Below are 20,459 nucleotides of genomic sequence, written 5' to 3'. Positions count from 1 at the left end.
CCTACTGCAGTACGAAATTAGTGAAAAGCAACTGTTCGATCACCACTTTGCCCAGCTCTTTCTGCGCCACTTCCTGGACGCTGGCTGTGGCCTTCTGGCGCAGCATCTCTTGACCGACCGGGGTCGCCAGCGTGGCGAAATCCTGACCGGAGAAGAGCATCACCAGGTTGTTGCGGATTACCGGCATGTGCACTTTGAGCGCTTCCAGATCCGCCTGATTGCGCGCCAGCATGGTGATGCTCACCTGCATGTAGCGCTGACGGCCGTTCTGGTTGTAGTTGGCCACGAAGGCCGGCGCCATCGGCTCGAAAATCGCCGGTTGCTTGCCGACCGGCGCCGCTTCGGCGGCCGCCTGGGGCTTGCTCTGGGCACTGTGCATGAAGAACCAGGTCGCCCCCACGGACGTACCGATCGCCAGCAACAGACCCAGCACGATCATGATGATCAGCTTGAGTTTGCCTTTGGTTGCGGGGTCTTTTACTGCTGCAGCTTCGCTCTTCGCCATGCCAATAATCCGTCACTAATCGGGTTTTCACAGTCGCACGGCAAGGCAAGAGCAAGTGTTATGCCAGAAGTGTTGGAGGGGTAGACAGGGGCAGCGCAAACAACTGTGGGAGCGAGCTTGCTCGCGAAAGCGGTTTAACATTCAACACAGGTGTTGTTCGTCAAAAAGCCTTCGCGAGCAAGCTCGCTCCCACAGTTAATTTGCCTTGAATATCAGGCGTAGTAGTCGACAGCGCTGGAGCCGATCACGTGTGTGGCCGTAGCGGTCGCTTCAGCCACGGTCGCAGACGTCAACTCTTCTTCCGAAGAGTCCAGGCGACCACCAGCAGCACGGGTGCGCCCCGTCTGGCCTTGTTGCGCCTGCTCCTGGCCCTGGCCCTGCCAGCCACGGTTCTGGTCGGAAACGTTGACGTCGACCTGCCCCATGCCTTGCTGGGTGAACATCTCGCGCAGGCGGTGCATCTGACCGTCGAGGGCTTCACGCACGCTCGGATGCGCACTCATGAAGGTCACCTGGGTCTGCTGGTCCGGCACCATGTTCACCCGAATATCCAGCCGTCCCAGCTCGGCCGGCTGCAACTGGATGTCAGCCGCCTTCAGGTTGTTGCTCGACAGGTACATGACGCGGTTGACCACTTCTTCGGTCCAGCCGTTCTGGTGCATGGCAATCGGCTGGTTCACCGGCACCGCGTTGGCGGTTTTCGGCGTGGCAGCCTGAGTCAGCGCCGCCAGACGGTTGGCGAAATCATCCACGCGGGTGTCGCTGGTGGCAGTCTTCAGGTCTTTCAGGCCGTCATCGATCAGACCGCTGAATGCCTTTTCGCCGCCCTGGCTGGTGCTGTCCTTGTCCGCCTGCACATCAAGCATGCTGGCCATGCCGGCAGCGAAGTTCTGCGCCGAGGTCAATTCACCGTCAGCCTGAGCCTGGGCCGGGGTGGCCTTGGGTTGAGACTGACTGGACGCGGAAATGTGCCCACTCTGCTCCATGGCCATGCGCACGGCAGGCAGCGAATCCAGCGGATCCGCCTCGGGGTCGAAAGCCGGGTCAGTGGCCGGTGCCGGATCCTTGACCATACCCGGCAATGCCGCCAGGGCAGGTTGATCGGTTTCCGGTTTCGCAGCGGTATCGACGACAGGGGTGGCGGCTACCGGTGCGGTAACGACGGGCTCTACTGCTGCCACCAGTGCCGGGTCCACCGGCGCCGTTTCGGCAACAGGGGCCGGCGCGGTGTCGGCAGTGTCGTCATCAGCAGCAGTCTTGTCGTCCGTTGCCGCCGTCGCCGGTTTGTCGGCGGGCAAGGCTTTGCCGCTATCGGCAACCGCCGGCGCCGGGGCGGCAGACTGATCCTTGCCCAGGTCTTTCTTGCCGCTGTTGTCAGCAACCTTGTCACGGGCAGGTTTGGCCGAATTGTCGACGCTCACCGAGGGTTTGTTCGGGCCTTGATCGGCGAACACCTGAGCGAAGCTGGAGGCCTTGTCCCCGGGCTCTGCGGCCACTGCCGATGATTTGGCCGAGGCAGCTTGTGCCTTGGCCTGGGCGGCGGTCTGAAGAAGAATGTTGGGGCTTGCAGGCATGGCACGGTCTCCGCTGCACTGGGATCGTAGGTACAGTTGGGATAGATGACTGCAAGTGCCGGGCCAGTTTCGTCAGAATTGCGACAAAACCGCCCGACGGCAGGTTCAGTGGGTCAGCGAGCGCTGCCGCTCGGCGACATAAACGGGCCGCACATCGGCGAATTCGCTATGGATATCGGCGACCAGCTTGATGATTTCAGAAGGGCTTTTGTCTTTGGCATGCTGTTCCAGCTCCTGGCACAACACCGCAAGACGAATCGCGCCCATGTTGCTGCTGCTGCCCTTGAAGCTGTGCGCAACGGATGACAATGCATCGGCATCGGCAGTCTGCTGCAACTCCCGCAAGCGATTTTCGGAATCGGCAAGAAAGGTATCCAGCAGTTCCGGATAGCTGTCTTCCATCACTTCCCGCAGCGCGCTTAGCGCCTCGTGGTCCACATGTGTATCAGCCACTTGTTCACTCCTTGATCAAGAATGCGCGGATTATGCCAGAGCCTCCCAGAAAAACTCCACGCGAGCACTGCGACCATCGTCCGACCAGCTCGGGTTTTTGCTCAACTGCCGGATCAGACTGACACCGCGTCCCGACAGACGGACATCGTCGAGCGGCTGCTCCATCACGCGCGAGACATCGAATCCCTGGCCGCTGTCCTCGACCCGCACCACCAGACAACCGCCCTCGCCTTCCGGCCGCACCTGCAAATGCACGCGCACGTAACCGTCCTGCAAGGCCTCGAGGCGCGCATTGCGCTGCTCGTAATAACGGGCGAAACCTGAGGCATCGCGCTTGAGGCTCGAATCCAGACCCAGCACGCCATGTTCCAGCGCATTGGAATAAAGCTCGGCCAGCACGCTGTACAGTGCGCCACTCTGCGCCCGCAAGCCATGCACCTCAAGCAGCAACTGCAACAGGTAAGGCAGCGGATTGAAGCGTTTGAGCGTGGCACCGCGAAATTCGAAGCTCACCGACCAGTCCAGCGGACAGGACTGGCCACTGTCGGAATACACCGGCGCCGTTGGATTGACCTGCGCCATTTCCAGCAGGCTGACCTCGACCATGCTCACATCGTCCCGGGCCTGGCCGCGAAAGTCCTGCAACGCCTGCTCGATTTCCTCGAACAGCCGATCCGGCTGGCGATTGGCGGCGAACACCTTGCGCAAGCGCTCGACACCGAACAACTGATCGTTGGCATCGCAGGTGTCGATGACGCCGTCCGAGAGCAGGAATACCCGGTCACCCACCGCCATCGGGTGAACCTCGGTGCGGTCATCGAAGGTCTGCGGGCTGAGCACCCCCAACGGCAAGTGGCGTGCCGCCAGCGGCGTACGCTCCCCGGTGGCGAGGCAATGCAGATAACCGTCAGGCATGCCGCCGTTCCAGACCTCCACCGAACGTCGCTGAAAACTCAGGCACAACAGCGTGGCGCAACAGAACATGTCCACCGGCAGGATGCGCTTGAGCTTGGCGTTCATTTCCCGCAGGGTCTCGGCCAGACCGTAACCTTTGGCGGTCATGCCATAGAACACTTCGGCCAGCGGCATCGCGCCGACGGCCGCGGGCAATCCATGACCGGTGAAGTCACCGAGCAACACATGCATGTCGCCGGACGGGGTGTACGCGGCCAACAACAGATCGCCGTTGAACAGCGCATAGGGCGATTGCAGGTAACGGATGTTCGGTGCGCTCAGGCAACCGGAATGCGCGACCTTGTCGAATACGGCCTTGGCGACCCGTTGCTCGTTGAGCAGATAGTCGTGATGCCTGGCGATCAGGTCGCGTTGCTGAAGAACCGTGGCCTGCAAACGCCGCAAGCGATCCATCGCCTTGATTTTGGCGGCGAGGATCACCTGGTTGTAAGGCTTCGCCAGAAAGTCGTCACCGCCGGCCTCAAGGCAACGGGCCAAGGCTTCACTCTCGGTCAGCGAGGTGAGGAAGATGATCGGCACCAGGCTCTCACCCGCCAGCTTCTTGATCTGCCGCGCGGCTTCGAACCCGTCCATCACCGGCATCATGGCGTCCATCAGCACCAGATGCGGCTTTTGCCGGATAAACGCCTCGACCGCCTCCGCACCGTGGGCGGCCGTCAGCACTTCATGCCCCTGACGACGGACGATGGTCGACAACAGCAGCCGGTCGGCGGCACTGTCTTCGGCGATCAGGATTGTCAGCGGCTCTTGCGGCTGCATGGCCGTCAACTGATGTCGAACAGTTTGTCGAAGTTGGAGATGGCGAGGATTTTCTTCACGTCGGAACTGCTGTTGACCACGCGAATTTCCGAGTCGTCGCCACCGACGTGATCACGCAACAGAAGCAGCATGCCGAGTGCCGAACTGTCGAGATAAGTCGCCTCCTTGAGGTCGACAATCACCGACTCGGGCTGCTCTTTTTCGTAGGATTGGCGAAATTCCTGATGCTTGGCGAAATCGAATCGCCCCTTGACCGAAATCGTCAGTTTTTTCTTGTCCGCAGAAACTTCTGTAACGACTGACATGTACTGGCTTCCTTGTCATTGACGAACGTGTACAAGGTTTAGCACTTGGAGGGGCCATGGGCAAGGCGCGATGGCGTCGGGATTTGTGCGAGATCTGCCCGTCAAAACGCCTCGTGGCGCGGCAAACGCTGGGACAATTCGTCCAGCAGCTTCTGTTCGCGCTTGTCTTCGGCGCGCTGCGCTTCTTCCATATAGCGTTGTACAAGCTTGCGCAGACCTTCGACCCGGGCGAATGCCTGCTGCCAGGCATCACGAGCCTTGTCCAGGTTGTTCTGGTGCCATTGCAGGCTCTGGCGCTGCTGATCGACAGCGGTGTCGAGTTGCGCGAGAAAGCCCTGAAAACCGAGCAGCCATTGCCCGGACACGCCGGTGCTGCCACGCACGATCCATTGTTCGGAGTAATCCAGACGGAAGGCATGCAAGTCGGCGAGTTTGCTCTCGGCCACTTTCACCTGACCCTGAAAATAACCCAGGCGCTGCACGGCGGTTTTCTCGGCCTTCTCGGCCATGTCCACCACCGGCGCCAGGCGCGCGGCTCGACTCAGGGCCATGACGGATTACCCGCCGGCCGCCGGGGCGAAAATCGTGCTGAGGTACGCCTCGCTTTCACCCAGACTGATGTTGTCGTTGAGACCCTGACGCAGATACCTGACCAGCTGCGGTTGAAGGGAAATGGCCGTGTCGGTTTCGCGGTCGCCGCCCGCGACATAGGCGCCGACGCTGATCAGGTCGCGACTCTGTTGATAGCGCGACCACAGCTGCTTGAAGTATTGCGCGCGAGTCATGTGTTCCGGCGACACCACCGCCGGCATCACCCGACTGATCGAGGCTTCGATATCGATGGCCGGGTAATGACCTTCCTCGGCCAGCCGCCGCGACAGCACGATGTGCCCGTCGAGTACACCCCGCGCGGAGTCGGCGATCGGGTCCTGCTGGTCATCGCCTTCGGACAATACGGTGTAGAACGCGGTGATCGACCCACCGCCCTTCTCCGCGTTACCGGCGCGCTCCACCAGTTTCGGCAGTTTGGCGAATACCGACGGCGGATAACCCTTGGTCGCCGGCGGCTCGCCGATGGCCAGGGCGATTTCCCGCTGGGCCTGGGCGAAACGGGTCAGGGAATCCATCAGCAACAGGACGTTCTTGCCCTTGTCACGGAAATACTCGGCGATCCGCGTGCAATACATCGCCGCGCGCAGACGCATCAGTGGCGCATCGTCCGCCGGCGACGCCACCACCACGGAACGCTTGAGGCCTTCTTCACCGAGGATGTGCTCGATGAATTCCTTAACCTCACGACCCCGCTCACCGATCAAGCCGACGACGATGATGTCGGCTTCGGTGAAGCGGGTCATCATGCCCAGCAGCACCGATTTACCGACACCGGTACCGGCGAACAGGCCCAGACGCTGACCACGACCGACCGTCAACAAACCGTTGATGCAACGGATGCCGACATCCAGCGGCACGCTGATCGGGTCACGGTTGAGCGGGTTGATGGTCGGGCCGTCCATCGGCACCCAGTCTTCGGCCTTCATGCCGCCCTTGCCGTCCAGCGCACGTCCGGCGCCGTCCAGTACGCGACCGAGCATGCTCATGCCCATCGGCAGGCGACCGGTGTCAGCCAGCGGCACCACACGGGCGCCCGGCGCAATGCCGGCCACGCTGCCGACCGGCATCAGGAACACCTTGCTGCCGGAAAAGCCCATGACTTCGGCTTCAACCTGGGACGGGTGATAGGTGTCGTCGTTGATCACCATGCAGCGGGTGCCCATGGCGGCGCGCAGGCCTTCGGCTTCGAGCGTCAGGCCGACCATGCGCAGCAGGCGCCCTTCGAGGATCGGCGCGCCGGCGATTTCGGTGGCCTCGGCGTAAGTGCTCAGGCGCTTGGCGAAGCTGGTGCGTTCAAGGCGCATCGGGGGCGTCCGCGAGCGGCTCTTCTGCGACCGGTGCCGGTTTTGGCGACTCCGGCAGGTCCAGGCTCAGATCCGGTGCAGCCGGGTGCAGGGCCTGTTCGTGCAACTGGTCGAACAGCTTGGCCATGACCTGGCTGACGCGGGTTTCGATGCTGGCGTCGATCCGGCTATGATCGGTCTCGACCCGGCAACCGCCCGGCAGCAGCGATTCATCCTCGACGATGCGCCAGGTTTCCTCATGACGTTCGCGCAAGGCTTTGACCTGTTCGAAATCCTGCGGATTGACGTACAGCCGCACATTGCCCACGCCCAGCGGCAACAGCTTGAGGGCGTCGCGCATGACGTGTTCGATCTGCGTCGAGTCGATGGCCAGTTCGCGCTGGATCACCTGACGGGCGATGTGCTGCACGAGGTCGACCAGCGACTTTTCAATCTGGGTGTCTTGCTCGGCGATGGGTTCGAAGAGGTGGCCCATCAGTTGCTCAAGGCTGTTGACCTTGGCCGTCAGGACCACTTCGGCTTCCTGACGCACCTTGAGGGTGGCGCTGTGAAAGCCTTCCTTTTCGCCGATGGCGAAGCCCTCGTTGTAGGCTTCCTGACGGATGCTTTCGAGTTCTTCCAGAGTCAGTGGCTGGACCTCTTCCAGCGGCACTTCTTCCATTTCCGGCGGTTCAGGCTCCGGTTCCGGCTCGGGCTCCGGTTTCGGCGGGTCGAAGCTGGGCAAGGCCCAGGTATCGAAGCCGCGGACGTCCCGGGCACGGATCAGGTCCGTCACATCGTCGTCATGCTTGTCCATGGGCTTAGATCATTTCCTCGCCGCCCTTGCCACCGAGCACGATTTCTCCGGCTTCGGCCATACGGCGGGCGATGGTGAGGATTTCCTTCTGCGCGGTCTCCACGTCGCTGACGCGCACCGGGCCCTTGGCCTCGAGGTCGTCGCGCAGCAGTTCGGCGGCACGCTTGGACATGTTCTTGAAGATCTTCTCCTTGACGCCTTCGTCCGAACCCTTGAGGGCCAGCACCAGCACATCGGAAGACACTTCGCGCAACAGCGCCTGGATTCCGCGGTCGTCGACATCGGCCAGGTTGTTGAACACGAACATGAGGTCTTCGATCTGACCGGACAGGTCTTCGTCGACTTCGCGGATCGAGTCCATGAGCTGGCCTTCGATCGAGCTGTCGAGGAAGTTCATGATGTCCGCCGCCCGCTTGATGCCTCCCAGGGTGGTGCGCGAGGCGTTCGAGTTGCCGGAGAACTGCTTCTCGAGGATCTGGTTCAACTCTTTCAACGCGGCCGGCTGTACGGTGTTCAACGACGAGACGCGCAGGATGATGTCCAGACGCACCTTGTGGTCGAAGTTGCCCAGCACTTCACCGGCCTGATCCGGATCGAGGTACGCGACCACGATCGCCTGGATCTGCGGGTGCTCGTAACGGATCACGTCGGCAACGGCGCGCGGCTCCATCCATTTCAGGCTGTCGAGGCCACTGGTGTTGCCGCCCAGCAGAATACGGTCGATCAGGCCGTTGGCCTTGTCTTCACCCAGGGCCTGGGTGAGCATTTTGCGCACGTAGTCGTCGGAGCCGACGCCCAGGCTGGTCTGGTCGCCGACGATGTCGACGAACTCGCTCATGACCTGCTCGACCTGCTCACGGTGGACGTTGCCCATCTGGGCCATGGCCACACCCACGCGCTGGACCTCTTTGGGGCCCATGTGGCGCAGCACTTGTGCGGCATCGGTCGAACCCAGGGACAGCAGCAGGATCGCGGCTTTATCGACCCGGGACAGTTTGGCGACGGCGGCTCGGTTATCACTCATCTGCGTTAATCCACTCTTTCACGACCTGGGCCACACGACCCGGATCTTCTGCCACCAGACTCTTGATTGCGTTCAACTGAGCGTCATAACCCTCGCTCGGGCTCGGCAGCAGGATGCTGGTCGGGCCGCCGAGGCTGACGCGATCGTTGGACAGTTCACCATCCAGACCGCTCATGCCACCGAGTTCCATGTCGCCGCCCAGACCGGCCAGCTCCTTGCTTTTGCCACCACCGGTGATGTTGTTGAGCACCGGACGCAGCACGCCGAACACCAGCACCAGGATGAACAACACGCCCAGCACTTGTTTGACGATGTCCCAGAACCATGGCTGGGAGTAGAACGGAATGTCGGCGATCACTTCGCCGCGCTCGGCGGAGAACGGCATGTTGATCACGCTGACGCTGTCGCCACGGCTGGCATCGAAGCCGACGGCGTCCTGCACCAGACGGGTGAAGCGCGCCAATTCGTCGGCGCTCCACGGCGCACGGGTGGTTTCGCCGTTGGCCGGGTTGATCTTGACCTGATCGTCCACCACGACCGACACCGACAGGCGATTCAGGCGACCCTGCTGCTGTTTGGTATGGCTGATGGAACGGTCGAGCTCGAAGTTCTTGGTGGATTGTTGACGCTTGTCCGCCGGGTACGGCGCGAGCATTGGCTGGCCGGTGGCCGGGTCCATGATCTGCTGACCGTTGGCATCAACCAGTGGCTGGCCAGGTTGCACCATGCTCGCCGGGGCCGCTGCGCCACCGGTGGTTTGCGGTGCCGAAGCCGGCGACGGCGGCTGGTTGCTCAGGGCACCCGGCACACCTTGCGGGCCATTGCTGGCGGTGCGTTGTTCGTTGACCGACTGCTCGCTGCGCAGGGCCGGTTGATCCGGGTTGAACTGCTCGGCGGTCGATTCGACGGCACTGAAATCAATGTCGGCCGAGACTTCAGCCTTGTAGCGATCGTTGCCCAGTACCGGTTGCAGAATGTTGTGCACACGCTGGGTCAGCATGCTTTCCATGCGGCGGCTGTAATCGAACTGCTTGCCGGCCATGGTCATTTCGGCGTTTTCCGCCTGATCCGACAGCAGGTTGCCCTTCTGGTCGACGACGGTGATCTGCGATTTGCTCAGCTCGGGAACGGAGGTTGCCACGAGGTTGATGATGGCAACCACCTGGCCAGGCTCCAGCGAACGACCGGAGTACAACTCGACCAGTACCGAAGCGCTTGGCTTGCGTTCGTCACGCACGAACACCGAACTTTTCGGGATCGCCAGGTGAACGCGCGCGCCCTTGACGTTGTTCAGGCTGGAAATGGTGCGGGCCAGCTCACCTTCGAGGCCGCGACGGTAACGGGTCGCTTCCATGAACTGGCTGGTGCCCAGCCCCTGTTCCTTGTCGAGAATTTCAAAACCGATGTTGCCGTCGCTGGGAGTGACACCAGCGGCCGCAAGTTTCAGTCGCGCACGGGACAGGTCATCGGCCTTGACCAGCAAGGCGCCGGAGTTCGGTTCGACGGTGTAGGGAATGTCGGCGGAGGCCAGAGTGTCCATGACCTGCTTGGCGTCCATGCCGGCAAGGCTGCCGTACAGAGGCCGGTAGTCCGGTTGCTGCGACCACAGCACCACGGCAAAGCCAATCGCCACGCTCGCGGCCAGGCCGACCAACAGGCCCACCTGACGCAGCACGGTCATCTCGGAGAGGTTTTCCAGGAAGGACAGGCCGAACAGCGGCGGTTTGCCGTCTATCGGGGTGGCCTTGGCCGGAACGTTATCGGCGACTGCTTCTGCCATGACTCAATCTCGTCCTTAAACCGGCATCTGCATGATGTCTTGATAAGCCTGAACCAGCTTGTTGCGCACCTGGGTCAGGGCCTGGAACGACACGCTGGCTTTTTGCGAGGCAATCATCACGTCCGTCAGATCGACGCCGCTCTTGCCGATTTCGAACGCGTTGGCCAATTGACTCGAAGCCTGTTGGGTATCGTTCACTTTGTTGATGGCCTGACCGAGCATGTCGGAAAAGTTGCTGCCTGCCACTTCCGGGGCAGCGGAAGTCGATTTCGGCTTCGACATGGCGTCCATTTGCATGGCCTTCATGTCCATCATCAACCGATTAAATTCAATACCTTGGCTCATGGTCTACTCTCTTGGGCGGCCCGCAATTTTTTGACACTCACTCGGCGGGTACTCAGGTGTTAGCAACAACGGTGCCAGCTCATGGGCACCGCTTTCAGAAAAGCCGTTTCAAACGTTTGCGCCACTGGTCAGGTCGCGAACAGGTAGCCTTCGACATCCATGCCCGCATCGCGCATTTGCGCCAGTTTGTAACGCAGGGTGCGCGGGCTGATGCCGAGTTTTTCCGCCGCTTCCTTGCGCCGACCGCGCTCGGTGCGCAGGGTGTCGATGATCATCTGGAACTCGCGGCGACGCAGGTCATCGCCCAGCGCACCGGCCGAGTCCGCCTCGATCTCGACTTCGCGAATGACCGGTACAACCGGCGCAACCGCCGGCAATGGAGCGAACAGCGCAGGCCCGGAGAGACAGAAATCCTGCGGCTGGATCAACCCGCCCTGCTGGAGAATCAAGGCCCGCTGGACCGCGTTATCCAGCTCGCGCACGTTGCCCGGCCACGGATAACCGATCAGGCACGCTTGCGCCTCGGGCGAGAACTTCGCCATTGCATGCTTCATTTTATTGACGTGTTTGGCCAACAGCCGCTCGGCCAGCGGCAGGATATCGGCGGTGCGCTCGCGCAACGGACGCCAGGCCAGGGGAAATACCGACAGACGATAGTAAAGGTCTTCACGAAACCGCCCCGCCGCGACTTCGCCGGCCAGATCCCGGTTGGTGGTCGCCACCACGCGAATATCGAGGGTGATCGGCTTGCGTGCACCGACCCGCTCCACTTCCCGCTCCTGCAACACCCGCAGCAACTTGGCTTGCAAGCCCAGGGGCATTTCGGAAATTTCATCGAGCAGAATGGTGCCGCCGTCCGCCTGTTCGAACTTGCCGGCCTGGGCTGCGATGGCGCCGGTGAACGAGCCTTTTTCGTGACCGAACAGGGTCGCTTCGAGCATGTTGTCCGGGATCGCCGCACAGTTGATCGCAATGAACGGCTGACTGGCGCGATGAGACTGCTGGTGAATGTAGCGCGCCAGCACTTCCTTGCCGGTACCGGACTCGCCGGAGATCAGCACGGTGGAATCGCTGCGTGCGACCCGCGCCGCCAGATCCAGCAATTGAGCACTGGCGGGCTCGACCGCGACCGGCCCTTCAGCGTCGCTGATACCGAGACTGCCCAGGGCGTGACGCGCTACCAGATCCAGCAGGGCCTTGGGCTCGAACGGTTTGACCAGATAATCCGCCGCCCCCTGGCGCATCGCATCGACCGCGCGCTCGACCGCGCCATGGGCGGTCATCAGCAGCACCGGCAATTGCGGCTGCCGCGCGCGCAGCAAGCCGAGCAATTGATGGCCGTCCATGCCCGGCATGTTGACGTCGCTGACCACCAGACTGAACGCTTCGCGCTCGACGGCCTTCAGCGCCTCTTCGGCCGAACCCACTGCGTGGTAGTCGTGGCCGGCCAGCAACAGCGTATCGGCCAGCGCCTCGCGCAACGAGCGGTCATCCTCGACCAGCAGAACCTTGATGCCCATGACCTTCACTCAGCTCCCTGTACAGCAGAAAACAACGGCAGGATGACCTGCGCGCACGTACCGCGCCCGACCCGCGAACGCAGCTGCAATTCTCCCTGATGCGCACGCGCCACGGCCTTGACCACGGTCAGGCCCAGGCCGGTGCCGGTGACTTTGGTGGTGAAAAAGGGCTCGCCCAACCGCGCCAGCGCTGCCGCATCGATACCGCTGCCGCTGTCACTCACACACAGGCGCAAGGTGTTGTCGCGGGTATAACAATGCACCTTCAGACGCACCTCGCCGGCACTCGCCTGAATCGCGTTTTCAATCAGATTGAGTAACGCCCCGACCAGCGTGTCGCGGTTGCACAGCAACTCGCCGGCGTGGCTGTCGCACTGCCAGCGAATCGGCAGATCCTGCACATGGGTCAGCGCCGCAGCCTGTAACGACTGCATCAAGGCGCCTGGCGTGACGCGGTCGGTCAGCGGCAGCTCACCGCGAGCGAACACCAACATGTCGCGCACCTGATGCTCCAGCTCGTGCAGGCGCTCCTTGAGGCGCCCGGCGAAACGCTGCTGGGTGGCGACCGGCAATTGCTGCTCGGTCAAATGACTGGCGTACAGCAGCGCGGCGGACAACGGCGTGCGAATCTGATGAGCCAGCGACGCGACCATCCGCCCCAGGGACGACAGTCGCTCGTGGCGGGCCAACTGATCCTGCAAGTGACGGGTTTCAGTCAGGTCGTTGAGCAGCACCAACTGCCCCGGCTCGGCATCCAGCGAGCGGGTGGCAATCGACAGGCGTCGACCGTTTTTCAAGGAAATTTCGTGGCCGTCATCTTCACGGGGCGCGAAGCAACGGGCGATGACATGGCGCCACAATTCGCCTTCCAGCGGCAGGCCAAGCAATTCGATGGCGGCGGGATTGGCCTCGCACACGATGCCGTGACCGTCGATGACGATGACGCCACCGGGCAACAGATCGAGAAGGTTTTGCAGACGGTTGGCCAGCCGTTCTTTTTCCGCCAGTTCCTGCATGCGCTGGGCGCTGACTACGGCCAGCTCGCCCTTGAGCTCGGTGACCCGGGCTTCGAGCATGCTGTAGGAGTCGGTCAGCTGGCTGGACATCTGATTGAACAGGGCGAATGCCTGCTCAAGCCCTTGGCGGCTCGCCTGCTCTACGGACGGCAGTTGCCCCGAGGACTCGGGGACAGAAGACATCTGGGAGGCTTGGGGCATTGTGCTCTCTCGCTTGGCTGACCGTCAGTTAAACGGAACGTTGCGAGGGATGTAGCAATACCCGTGCCTAAAAAAAACCGCTTATAAATGAAGCAGTTGAAAAACAGGCGTCAATCATCCGCCTGTTCATCTCCTTCACGACGGCTCATGCCGTACTTGCGCATCTTCTCCACCAGCGTGGTGCGGCGAATGCGCAGGCGTTCGGCGGCGCGGGCCACGATGCCGTTGGCGTCGTCCAGCGCCTGCTGGATCAAGCCCTGCTCCAGACCACCGAGGTAGTCCTTCAGGTCAAGACCTTCCGGCGGCAGCATGGCGTTGGCGGTGAAGTCCGGCGTATGGCCGTTGATCGCCACACGCTCTTCCAGATCGCTGCGCAGGCTGTCGACCATTTGCTCGTCTTCGTCGTCGACGTAGCGGAATTTCTTCGGCAGCTCGACAACGCCGATCACCCCGTACGGATGCATGATCGCCATGCGCTCCACCAGGTTGGCCAGCTCGCGGACGTTGCCCGGCCAGCCGTGGCGGCACAGAGACATGATCGCAGCAGAGTTGAAGCGGATCGAACCGCGCTTCTCGTGCTCCATGCGCGAGATCAGCTCGTTCATCAGCAACGGAATGTCTTCGACGCGCTCACGCAGCGGCGCCATCTCGATCGGGAACACGTTCAGGCGATAGTAGAGGTCTTCGCGGAAGGTGCCGATCTCGATCATGCTTTCGAGATTCTTGTGGGTCGCCGCGATGATGCGCACGTCGACGCTCTGGGTCTTGTTGCTGCCCACGCGCTCGAAGGTGCGCTCCTGCAGCACACGCAATAGCTTGACCTGCATCGGCAGCGGCATGTCGCCGATTTCATCGAGGAACAGCGTACCGCCGTTGGCCAGCTCGAAACGACCGGCACGGCTGGTGATCGCGCCGGTGAAGGCACCCTTCTCGTGACCGAACAGCTCGCTTTCCAGCAACTCGGCCGGGATTGCGCCACAGTTGACCGGCACGAACGGCGCGTCGCGGCGCTTGGAATGGTAATGCAGGTTGCGCGCAACCACTTCCTTGCCGGTGCCGGACTCGCCGAGGATCAGTACGCTGGCGTCGGTGTCGGCCACTTGCTGCATCATCTGACGCACGTGCTGGATCGCGCGGCTGGTGCCGACGAGACTACGGAACAGGTTGGGCTCACGATGACGGCCGCGCTCGCGGGCCTGGTCGTACATCTCGCGATAGACCTGGGCGCGGTGCAGGGAGTCCAGCAGTTTGCTGTAGCTCGGCGGCATTTCGAGGGTCGAAAGTACCCGGCGGCGCTGGTCTTCGGGCAAGTCAACCGAAGAATTATCGCCCATCAGCAAAACCGGAAGGAACTCATCCCAGGTTGAGAGTGTCTTTAACAGGCCCAAAAGCGCACCAGGAGCATTGACCGTCCCGATCAGTACGCAAATGACCTCACGACTAGACGACAAAGAGCCGACTGCCTGCTGCCAGTCATGGCTTCCGCAGGGTAAATTTTCTTCGCCAAGAAAATTCAAGATCACCGCCAGGTCGCGGCGGCGGACGCTATCGTCATCGATCAGCAGAATTTTGGTTTCACGCCACATGCAATAGCAACTTCCCTAGTCAACTCAATGCCCAAAATGAGGGGCAAGCGAGACGCTTGCAGGACACCTTGTGCCTGTAGACGCCTGAAATCTGAAAACAGCCACTAGTTAAGTCAAAAAACCGTGCACAGTCAAATTTATGGCGCACATGTCTGGATTAACTGAGGGTTAATTAACCAAACAGATGGTAAACCTTTGCCGCATTCTGCGCTTGGGTGATCTGCGACATCTCGTCGACTATCGCCTGACGCTCACCCATGGCGACTTCAAGCAGCTGCTTGTACACGTGCAGCAACTCCTCAAGATTGTCCCGCAGCGCTACTTCATCAAGAGACGCCTCACTCATGACATCTTCCATGCAGGAACGGCAATCGAGATCCAGTTGACCGATCGCCTCCCAGTTGCGCTCGGCCAGGGCACCGACCAACGCCACTCGGGTTTCTTCGATTCGCTGCAATACAAGACTCATGATGATCTCCTTAAAACTGAGGAGCAGGCGTAGGAGCAATGGCGTCCCAGCCTTCTTTTACCGTGCTCAACAAGCCGGCAACCTCGTCCAGAATACGCGGGTCGCTGCTGATGTTCGCCTCGGCGAGACGCTTCATCATGTAGATGTAAAGACCATCCAGATCTGCCAGCGTATCCGCGCAATTTTCCAGATCCAGGCCTTCACGCAGGCCGCTGACGATGCCAATGGCCTTGCTGATCGACGTGCACTTGGCAGGAATATCCTTGCGCTCGATCGCACCCTTGGCCTGGGCGATACGGTCCAGGCCGCCTTCCATCAGCATTTGCACCAGGCGATGAGGGCTGGCTTCGGACGTCTGAGCCTGCGCACCTACTTTCTGGTATTGCCGAAGGGCTAACATCGGATTCATGTTCTACCTCATTTGCCACAATGACTCGTATGAACAGTGTATCGCCAGCGAGTCGAAAAACTTTAGGCCATAAGACAAAAACCCGGCGCACGCTCGAAAGCGTAGCCGGGTTTTTGTCGCTCTTGCATATTACTTCGCGGATTGCTGAGCATTCAGCGAGCTGAAGAACGACGTGATGTTGCTCGCCGTAGCCTTCATTTGCCCTACCAGCAAGTCCATGGCGTTGTACTTGGCAGTCAATGTCTTGGTCAGGTTGGCCACACGCAGATCCAGCGCCAGTTGCTGGGAAGTGAGGTTACGTGTGTTGTTGTTCAGGATAGTCAGGCGCTGATCCAGCAGGCCGGTGGTGGTCTTGCCATCGGCCGAAGCCTTGAGGTAAGGATCCACGGCCTTGCTCATGCGCGCCAACAGACCATTGGTGTCGTTGGTGCCAGTGAACATCTCCTGGACCTTGCCGCTCATGCCCGGCGTAGCCATGGCCTTGTTGAATGCAGTCGTGTCGAACGTCAGGTTACCGGTATTGCGGTCGGTCATGACCCCCAACTGCGACAGATAGGCTATCGGGCTGCCAGCGGTTGCACTCGGGGCGGTAATTTGCCCACGGATATCGGCAACCAGCGAGCGCGCCAGGGAGTCACCGGTGAACGCCGCCTGAACGGTCAGCTTGCCATCTTCGTCCGGGGTCGCCTTGGACAAGGTGTCGATGGTGTTTTTCAAGGTGTTGTAGGCATCGACGAACGCCTGAACCGACGTCTGCAAACCTTTGGTATTACCGTCGACAGTCACCGTGACAGGTGTCGGTGGCGTACCCGGGCTGGCCGTTACCAGGTTCATCGTCAGACCGCTGATAGCACCGGTAACCGTGTTGCTCTTGCTGGTCACCGCCAGACCATCAATGGTCAGCGACGCATCCTTGGCGAGGCCATTGACCGCGCCGGAGTCACCGGCGGCCGGGTTGGAGCCCATCGACTGGGTACCGTCGATTTCCAGGCCGGCAATGCCGCTGACTTTCATGTCGGAGCCGGCGCCAGTCTTGCTCGAACTGATCACCAGGCGCGAAGCACCCGAGCTGTCGGTCACAATGTTGGCGGAAATACCGTTGACGGCCTGAGCCGAGTTAATCGCATCCCGGGTACTCTGCAAGGTGGCATTGGCCGGGATCGTGACATTGTAATCAGTGCCATTCTGAGTGATTTTCAGGGTACCACTCGGAATGGCACTGGCAGCACCGCCGGCAAAGGATGCACTGGCTATTTTCGAGCCGGTAGCCAGATTATTCACAACAACACTGTAAGTACCCGAGACGGCGGTGTTATCCGCAGAAACCCCCAGAACGGCCGGAGTGCCCGAAGTTGCCGTGTAACCGGCAAACGCTGGATTGGTCTTGCTGCCCAGATTGGTCATCGCGGTCTGGAATGCGGTCAGCGCACTCTTCAACGTGCCGATACCGGAAATCTTCAGCGTGTTGGTTTTAGTCGCATTATCGATCTGCGTCTGCTTCGGCGACTTGTCGGCATTGACCAGCGCAGTAACGATTGCACCGATGTCCAGGCCGGAGCCCAGGCCCGAACCCGGTAAAATTGGACTTGCCATGTGCATCTCCCTTGGGGTTGTTGCCAGTCTTTTGACCCTTGCCGGCGCCTAAAGAACTTCAAACACTATTCATGCCAGTTATCAGACTTTGGCGTCGAACAACACGTGACTTGCGTTGGCGAGGCTGTCTGCCAGCTTCAGGGCTTCTGCGGAAGGGATCTGTCGTACGACCTCGCCCGTCTCGCTTGCGATCACCTTGACGATGACCTTCCCGGAATGCTCATCGATCGAGAACTCCAGATTGCGCTTGATCGACTGAACGAACTTCTCGATCTCCTGCACCGCCAGCTTCAGCTTGTTTTCATCGGCTTCCTGGCTCTTTTTCGAGGCAGGAACCGCTTCAACGGTCTGAGGCTTCGTTTCCACCGGCTTGTCAGCAACGGTATTGGCTGGCTTGGGAGCCGGATAAGACACGTTAAGCTTGACGCTCATGTCCATGCTCATCACCTCATAACGTAAAAAGCGAGAGAGCACGCAAGCGCACTCCCCCGCTAAAACTCATTCCGAAATTACTGAAGCAGCTTCAGTACAGCGGAAGGCAGTTGGTTGGCTTGGGCCAGAACAGAGGTCGAAGCCTGTTGCAGGGTTTGCTGCTTGGTCAGGTTAGCAGTCTCTGCGGCGAAGTCGGTATCTTGTACGCGACCTTGTGCAGCAGTGGTGTTCTCGGTGATGTTCTGCAAGTTCTGGATGGTGCTGGTCAGACGGTTTTGCGAAGCACCCAGGCTGGCACGAGTTGCACCGATTGCAGCGATAGCGGCGTCGATTGCAGTGATCGCGTTGTCGATGTTCTGCGCAGCAGAACCAGCACCAGTACCCGAAGTACCGGTCAGAACTACAGTACCGCTACCTACGGACAGGCTGACGGCGTCGAACTTGGAGCTCAGTACCAGGTCGATGTGGTTAGCCGAACCGGTGTTTGCACCCACTTGCAGAGTCACAGTACCAGCCGAACCGTCCAGCAGGTTTTTGCCGTTCAGGTTGGTAGCGGCCGAGATACGGGTGATTTCGTCAGACATCTGAGCGAATTCAGCGTTGGTAGCGGTCTGGTCAGCAGTACCGTTGGTACCGTTACGTGCTTTAACAGCCAGTTCACGCATACGCTGCAGAATGTCGGTCGAAGCTTGCAGAGCGCCTTCAGCGGTCTGGGCAACGGAGATACCGTCGTTGGCGTTCTGGATTGCCTGGGTGTTACCGCGGATCTGGGAAGACATACGGTTGGAGATCTGCAGGCCAGCGGCGTCGTCTTTAGCGCTGTTGATTTTCAGGCCGGAAGACAGGCGCTGCATCGAAGTCGACAGAGCGTCGGAAGCGCGGTTCAGGTTTTTCTGAACGTTCAACGACGTGGTGTTGGTGTTTACTGTTAAAGCCATGACGAATTCCTCGTTGGTTGGGTACTGCGGCTTCCGGCCCTGGCAACCGCCGGGTATGGCCTAGAGAACCTTCGTAATAGTTATCGTCGGGTTTGCAGGTTGCTTGAGGGCTTTTTTGAAAAAATTTGCCATCAACCTGCCACCCCCAAGAAAACAAAGACTTAGCAGCACTTTACCTTCGAAAAAATGACGTCATAAAACCGTCCGTGGCGCAAACCTGCGGGCCAGTGCTGTCGGCTTTTCTCAAGCCGCAGAATTTTCCAGCAACCCGATCAATTCGTACTCCATGAAATCGGCGAGCCCGAGCCAGTCCTGGCACTCCTGACATTCGAGCATTCGCGTGAGCACTTGCGCCCACGACTGCTGGATATCCGGCGAAGCGGACACCAGCAATTGCTGTGCACCTTCGAATACATCCACCATCTCCAGCGCCGCTTCGACATCGCGCCCCAGGCGAAACAGGCCGGCGCACCGCCGGCATTCGTCGATACAGCCTTGCAGCGCACTCATTGCACGAACTCCTGATTGAAACGCGTCCCGGCAATCAACGCACCTGCGCGGCTACTGTTGAAAAACTCGACGTGCGGCTGACTGGCGATGTATCGCTCCAGCACACACAGATAACCGCGAAAATTGAGCTGCGTACTGACACGCTCGCCGAAGCCGTCACGCACCCAGTGTCGCGCCTGATTCACCGAGGGGCCCAGGTCACCGTCACTCCAGCCGGCGTGGGTCTTGTTCATCGGGAAGGCAAAATCGGCGCCGAACAGCGTGATCCGCGCCGCGCCCATCTTCACCGCCAGATCCACCGCCGGATGAATCACACTGCCGCCCACATGCAGCAGCGCTCTTGGGTGCAGCTCACGCAACGCCGCATAGACCGGACTCAGCGAATAACCGCCGTAGCGCTTGCCCTTCCATGCCCTCAACACCTCAGGGTCGCTCATCGGCAAATACACCAGCGGGATGCCGTCGGACTCTTCAAAGGGCAAATGCCGGAAGCTGATGCGCTGGTCGATGCTCACCACGTAGTCGGGCACGATCCCGTGCTCACGCAGCGGGCGGTAAGCGGTATCGACACAGATGAACAATGGACGCCCGGCCCGCTCGCGAATCGCGGCCAGTCGCTCGAAATGCTGCTCAAGGGTCGGTCCGGTGCCGATCACATAAATCTCCCGACCGGCACAGGTACCGAACAACGTCGCCACATCATCGTCAGCGAGCAATACCGGCAAGCAATCCTGCAGACGCTGTTGAATGAACGGTGACTGCGGATCGAATTCACGGTTGTTGAAGCTCAGGTGCACTTCGCTGACCAGTCGATCACGAATCTTCGCGTTGAAGTCATCGGCCAGCAGCATTTCGGCAGGCAATGCGAAGAACGGCGTGCAGATGTCGGGCAGGTCGCCGGCGAAGAGCAATTCAACCCGCGAATCCTGCAGCCACTCACGCTGATCGAGCAGTTGCAGCACCAGAGCAAACAGCGCGCCATTGAGGATGTGTACGTAAAGTCGCTCAAGCCCGGCGCGCTCCAGCAGCACCGTGGGCAGATCACCCAGGCCGGTGCCGTAGACGTGCAGCTGCGGCTTGTCCGTCGGCAGGCTAGCGGCCTGAATCTGCGCCTCCCGGACACGATCATGACGACTGGTGAGCTGAATGCCGCCGATGCTCAGCGTCGAGCCCAACCCTTGCGTCAGTTCGGCCTCGATCGTCGAACTTTCTTCGTTCAGCAATCGTGCGAACAGCGCCGGCCAGCGTCGTTCGATGACTTCAGCGTTGGCCTGGAAAAACTCGCTCATGGTGCCTCGCGCTCCCTTCAGGCAAAAAAATAGCGTTCAAGGTTACCCCTTGAACGCTCTTTTT

Annotated in this window: 21 protein-coding genes; all 21 read right to left on the bottom strand. The window is 60.5% G+C overall.

Annotation, left to right across the window (positions count from 1 at the left end; translation table 11 throughout):
• Position 1: 1 nt before the first annotated feature.
• The 21 genes from fliL to AC1MDC_RS19755 all read right to left on the bottom strand — a co-directional run bounded on the left by fliL (position 2) and on the right by AC1MDC_RS19755 (position 20,395).
• Positions 2–505, bottom strand: a complete 504-nt coding sequence (fliL, locus tag AC1MDC_RS19855; protein WP_085699449.1) for a flagellar basal body-associated protein FliL — start codon at positions 503–505, stop codon at positions 2–4.
• A 212-nt stretch (positions 506–717) separates the two neighbouring features.
• The gene (locus tag AC1MDC_RS19850; protein ID WP_480393539.1) at positions 718–2,079 is read right to left on the bottom strand and encodes a flagellar hook-length control protein FliK; all 1,362 of its coding nucleotides are present in this window, start codon (positions 2,077–2,079) and stop codon (positions 718–720) included.
• A gap of 105 nt (positions 2,080–2,184) precedes the next feature.
• The gene (locus AC1MDC_RS19845) at positions 2,185–2,532 is read right to left on the bottom strand and encodes an Hpt domain-containing protein (protein WP_085699453.1); all 348 of its coding nucleotides are present in this window, start codon (positions 2,530–2,532) and stop codon (positions 2,185–2,187) included.
• A gap of 30 nt (positions 2,533–2,562) precedes the next feature.
• Positions 2,563–4,266, bottom strand: coding sequence for an ATP-binding SpoIIE family protein phosphatase (locus AC1MDC_RS19840; RefSeq protein ID WP_480393538.1), 1,704 nt, complete (start codon positions 4,264–4,266; stop codon positions 2,563–2,565).
• 5 nt (positions 4,267–4,271) lie between these two features.
• Positions 4,272–4,571, bottom strand: coding sequence for an STAS domain-containing protein (locus AC1MDC_RS19835; RefSeq protein ID WP_011333053.1), 300 nt, complete (start codon positions 4,569–4,571; stop codon positions 4,272–4,274).
• A 101-nt stretch (positions 4,572–4,672) separates the two neighbouring features.
• Complete coding sequence (gene fliJ, locus AC1MDC_RS19830; protein WP_085699457.1) at positions 4,673–5,122, bottom strand: flagellar export protein FliJ; 450 nt, start codon at positions 5,120–5,122, stop codon at positions 4,673–4,675.
• A gap of 6 nt (positions 5,123–5,128) precedes the next feature.
• Complete coding sequence (gene fliI / locus AC1MDC_RS19825) at positions 5,129–6,487, bottom strand: flagellar protein export ATPase FliI (protein WP_085699459.1); 1,359 nt, start codon at positions 6,485–6,487, stop codon at positions 5,129–5,131.
• The gene (gene fliH / locus AC1MDC_RS19820; RefSeq protein WP_085699461.1) at positions 6,477–7,283 is read right to left on the bottom strand and encodes a flagellar assembly protein FliH; all 807 of its coding nucleotides are present in this window, start codon (positions 7,281–7,283) and stop codon (positions 6,477–6,479) included. The genes fliI and fliH overlap by 11 nt, the downstream gene beginning before the upstream one ends.
• A 4-nt stretch (positions 7,284–7,287) precedes the next feature.
• The gene (gene fliG, locus AC1MDC_RS19815; RefSeq protein WP_007958288.1) at positions 7,288–8,307 is read right to left on the bottom strand and encodes a flagellar motor switch protein FliG; all 1,020 of its coding nucleotides are present in this window, start codon (positions 8,305–8,307) and stop codon (positions 7,288–7,290) included.
• Positions 8,300–10,087: a flagellar basal-body MS-ring/collar protein FliF gene (fliF, locus tag AC1MDC_RS19810; protein ID WP_480393537.1), complete on the bottom strand. Its 1,788-nt coding sequence runs from the start codon at positions 10,085–10,087 to the stop codon at positions 8,300–8,302. Before fliF ends, fliG begins: the two co-directional genes overlap by 8 nt.
• A gap of 15 nt (positions 10,088–10,102) precedes the next feature.
• Positions 10,103–10,432: a flagellar hook-basal body complex protein FliE gene (gene fliE / locus AC1MDC_RS19805; RefSeq protein ID WP_480393536.1), complete on the bottom strand. Its 330-nt coding sequence runs from the start codon at positions 10,430–10,432 to the stop codon at positions 10,103–10,105.
• 128 nt (positions 10,433–10,560) lie between these two features.
• Positions 10,561–11,952, bottom strand: a complete 1,392-nt coding sequence (locus tag AC1MDC_RS19800; protein ID WP_085699466.1) for a sigma-54-dependent transcriptional regulator — start codon at positions 11,950–11,952, stop codon at positions 10,561–10,563.
• Between the two features lie 5 nt (positions 11,953–11,957).
• A complete protein-coding gene (locus AC1MDC_RS19795) occupies positions 11,958–13,169 on the bottom strand; it encodes a sensor histidine kinase (protein ID WP_480393535.1) in 1,212 nt (403 codons plus the stop codon).
• A gap of 110 nt (positions 13,170–13,279) precedes the next feature.
• Positions 13,280–14,755 (bottom strand): sigma-54 dependent transcriptional regulator, encoded by a 1,476-nt coding sequence (locus AC1MDC_RS19790; protein ID WP_003222863.1) that lies wholly within the window; start codon positions 14,753–14,755, stop codon positions 13,280–13,282.
• A gap of 172 nt (positions 14,756–14,927) precedes the next feature.
• Positions 14,928–15,224 carry a flagellar protein FliT gene (gene fliT / locus AC1MDC_RS19785; RefSeq protein WP_085683003.1) on the bottom strand — a complete coding sequence of 99 codons (297 nt, stop codon included), beginning with the start codon at positions 15,222–15,224 and terminating at the stop codon, positions 14,928–14,930.
• Positions 15,225–15,234: 10 nt separating this feature from the next.
• A complete protein-coding gene (gene fliS, locus AC1MDC_RS19780; RefSeq protein ID WP_085699470.1) occupies positions 15,235–15,633 on the bottom strand; it encodes a flagellar export chaperone FliS in 399 nt (132 codons plus the stop codon).
• Positions 15,634–15,762: 129 nt separating this feature from the next.
• The gene (fliD, locus tag AC1MDC_RS19775) at positions 15,763–17,226 is read right to left on the bottom strand and encodes a flagellar filament capping protein FliD (protein ID WP_085699472.1); all 1,464 of its coding nucleotides are present in this window, start codon (positions 17,224–17,226) and stop codon (positions 15,763–15,765) included.
• A gap of 81 nt (positions 17,227–17,307) precedes the next feature.
• Positions 17,308–17,664, bottom strand: a complete 357-nt coding sequence (locus AC1MDC_RS19770) for a flagellar protein FlaG (RefSeq protein ID WP_085683005.1) — start codon at positions 17,662–17,664, stop codon at positions 17,308–17,310.
• A gap of 71 nt (positions 17,665–17,735) precedes the next feature.
• Positions 17,736–18,596 (bottom strand): flagellin domain-containing protein, encoded by an 861-nt coding sequence (locus AC1MDC_RS19765; protein ID WP_085699475.1) that lies wholly within the window; start codon positions 18,594–18,596, stop codon positions 17,736–17,738.
• Positions 18,597–18,839: 243 nt separating this feature from the next.
• Positions 18,840–19,106 (bottom strand): hypothetical protein, encoded by a 267-nt coding sequence (locus tag AC1MDC_RS19760; protein WP_085699477.1) that lies wholly within the window; start codon positions 19,104–19,106, stop codon positions 18,840–18,842.
• The gene (locus AC1MDC_RS19755) at positions 19,103–20,395 is read right to left on the bottom strand and encodes a motility associated factor glycosyltransferase family protein (protein WP_480393534.1); all 1,293 of its coding nucleotides are present in this window, start codon (positions 20,393–20,395) and stop codon (positions 19,103–19,105) included. The genes AC1MDC_RS19760 and AC1MDC_RS19755 overlap by 4 nt, the downstream gene beginning before the upstream one ends.
• Between the last annotated feature and the right edge of the window lie 64 nt (positions 20,396–20,459).

This window comes from Pseudomonas sp. 1 (assembly GCF_056626735.1).
Note: the sequence above shows the minus strand (reverse complement) of the source record. Positions and strands in the feature narration are given on the sequence as shown.

Bases quoted from the DNA above. Each gene is read 5' to 3' on its own strand.
- AC1MDC_RS19770 (WP_085683005.1), bottom strand. From the start codon at position 17,664: ATGGACATGAGCGTCAAGCTTAACGTGTCTTATCCGGCTCCCAAGCCA.
- fliE (WP_480393536.1), bottom strand. From the start codon at position 10,432: ATGAGCCAAGGTATTGAATTTAATCGGTTGATGATGGACATGAAGGCC.
- AC1MDC_RS19790 (WP_003222863.1), bottom strand. From the start codon at position 14,755: ATGTGGCGTGAAACCAAAATTCTGCTGATCGATGACGATAGCGTCCGC.
- AC1MDC_RS19840 (WP_480393538.1), bottom strand. From the start codon at position 4,266: ATGCAGCCGCAAGAGCCGCTGACAATCCTGATCGCCGAAGACAGTGCC.
- fliD (WP_085699472.1), bottom strand. From the start codon at position 17,226: ATGGCAAGTCCAATTTTACCGGGTTCGGGCCTGGGCTCCGGCCTGGAC.
- AC1MDC_RS19795 (WP_480393535.1), bottom strand. From the start codon at position 13,169: ATGCCCCAAGCCTCCCAGATGTCTTCTGTCCCCGAGTCCTCGGGGCAA.
- fliJ (WP_085699457.1), bottom strand. From the start codon at position 5,122: ATGGCCCTGAGTCGAGCCGCGCGCCTGGCGCCGGTGGTGGACATGGCC.
- fliF (WP_480393537.1), bottom strand. From the start codon at position 10,087: ATGGCAGAAGCAGTCGCCGATAACGTTCCGGCCAAGGCCACCCCGATA.
- AC1MDC_RS19835 (WP_011333053.1), bottom strand. From the start codon at position 4,571: ATGTCAGTCGTTACAGAAGTTTCTGCGGACAAGAAAAAACTGACGATT.
- AC1MDC_RS19765 (WP_085699475.1), bottom strand. From the start codon at position 18,596: ATGGCTTTAACAGTAAACACCAACACCACGTCGTTGAACGTTCAGAAA.
- AC1MDC_RS19800 (WP_085699466.1), bottom strand. From the start codon at position 11,952: ATGGGCATCAAGGTTCTGCTGGTCGAGGATGACCGCTCGTTGCGCGAG.
- fliL (WP_085699449.1), bottom strand. From the start codon at position 505: ATGGCGAAGAGCGAAGCTGCAGCAGTAAAAGACCCCGCAACCAAAGGC.
- fliG (WP_007958288.1), bottom strand. From the start codon at position 8,307: ATGAGTGATAACCGAGCCGCCGTCGCCAAACTGTCCCGGGTCGATAAA.
- fliI (WP_085699459.1), bottom strand. From the start codon at position 6,487: ATGCGCCTTGAACGCACCAGCTTCGCCAAGCGCCTGAGCACTTACGCC.
- fliS (WP_085699470.1), bottom strand. From the start codon at position 15,633: ATGAATCCGATGTTAGCCCTTCGGCAATACCAGAAAGTAGGTGCGCAG.
- fliH (WP_085699461.1), bottom strand. From the start codon at position 7,283: ATGGACAAGCATGACGACGATGTGACGGACCTGATCCGTGCCCGGGAC.
- fliT (WP_085683003.1), bottom strand. From the start codon at position 15,224: ATGAGTCTTGTATTGCAGCGAATCGAAGAAACCCGAGTGGCGTTGGTC.
- AC1MDC_RS19755 (WP_480393534.1), bottom strand. From the start codon at position 20,395: ATGAGCGAGTTTTTCCAGGCCAACGCTGAAGTCATCGAACGACGCTGG.
- AC1MDC_RS19760 (WP_085699477.1), bottom strand. From the start codon at position 19,106: ATGAGTGCGCTGCAAGGCTGTATCGACGAATGCCGGCGGTGCGCCGGC.
- AC1MDC_RS19850 (WP_480393539.1), bottom strand. From the start codon at position 2,079: ATGCCTGCAAGCCCCAACATTCTTCTTCAGACCGCCGCCCAGGCCAAG.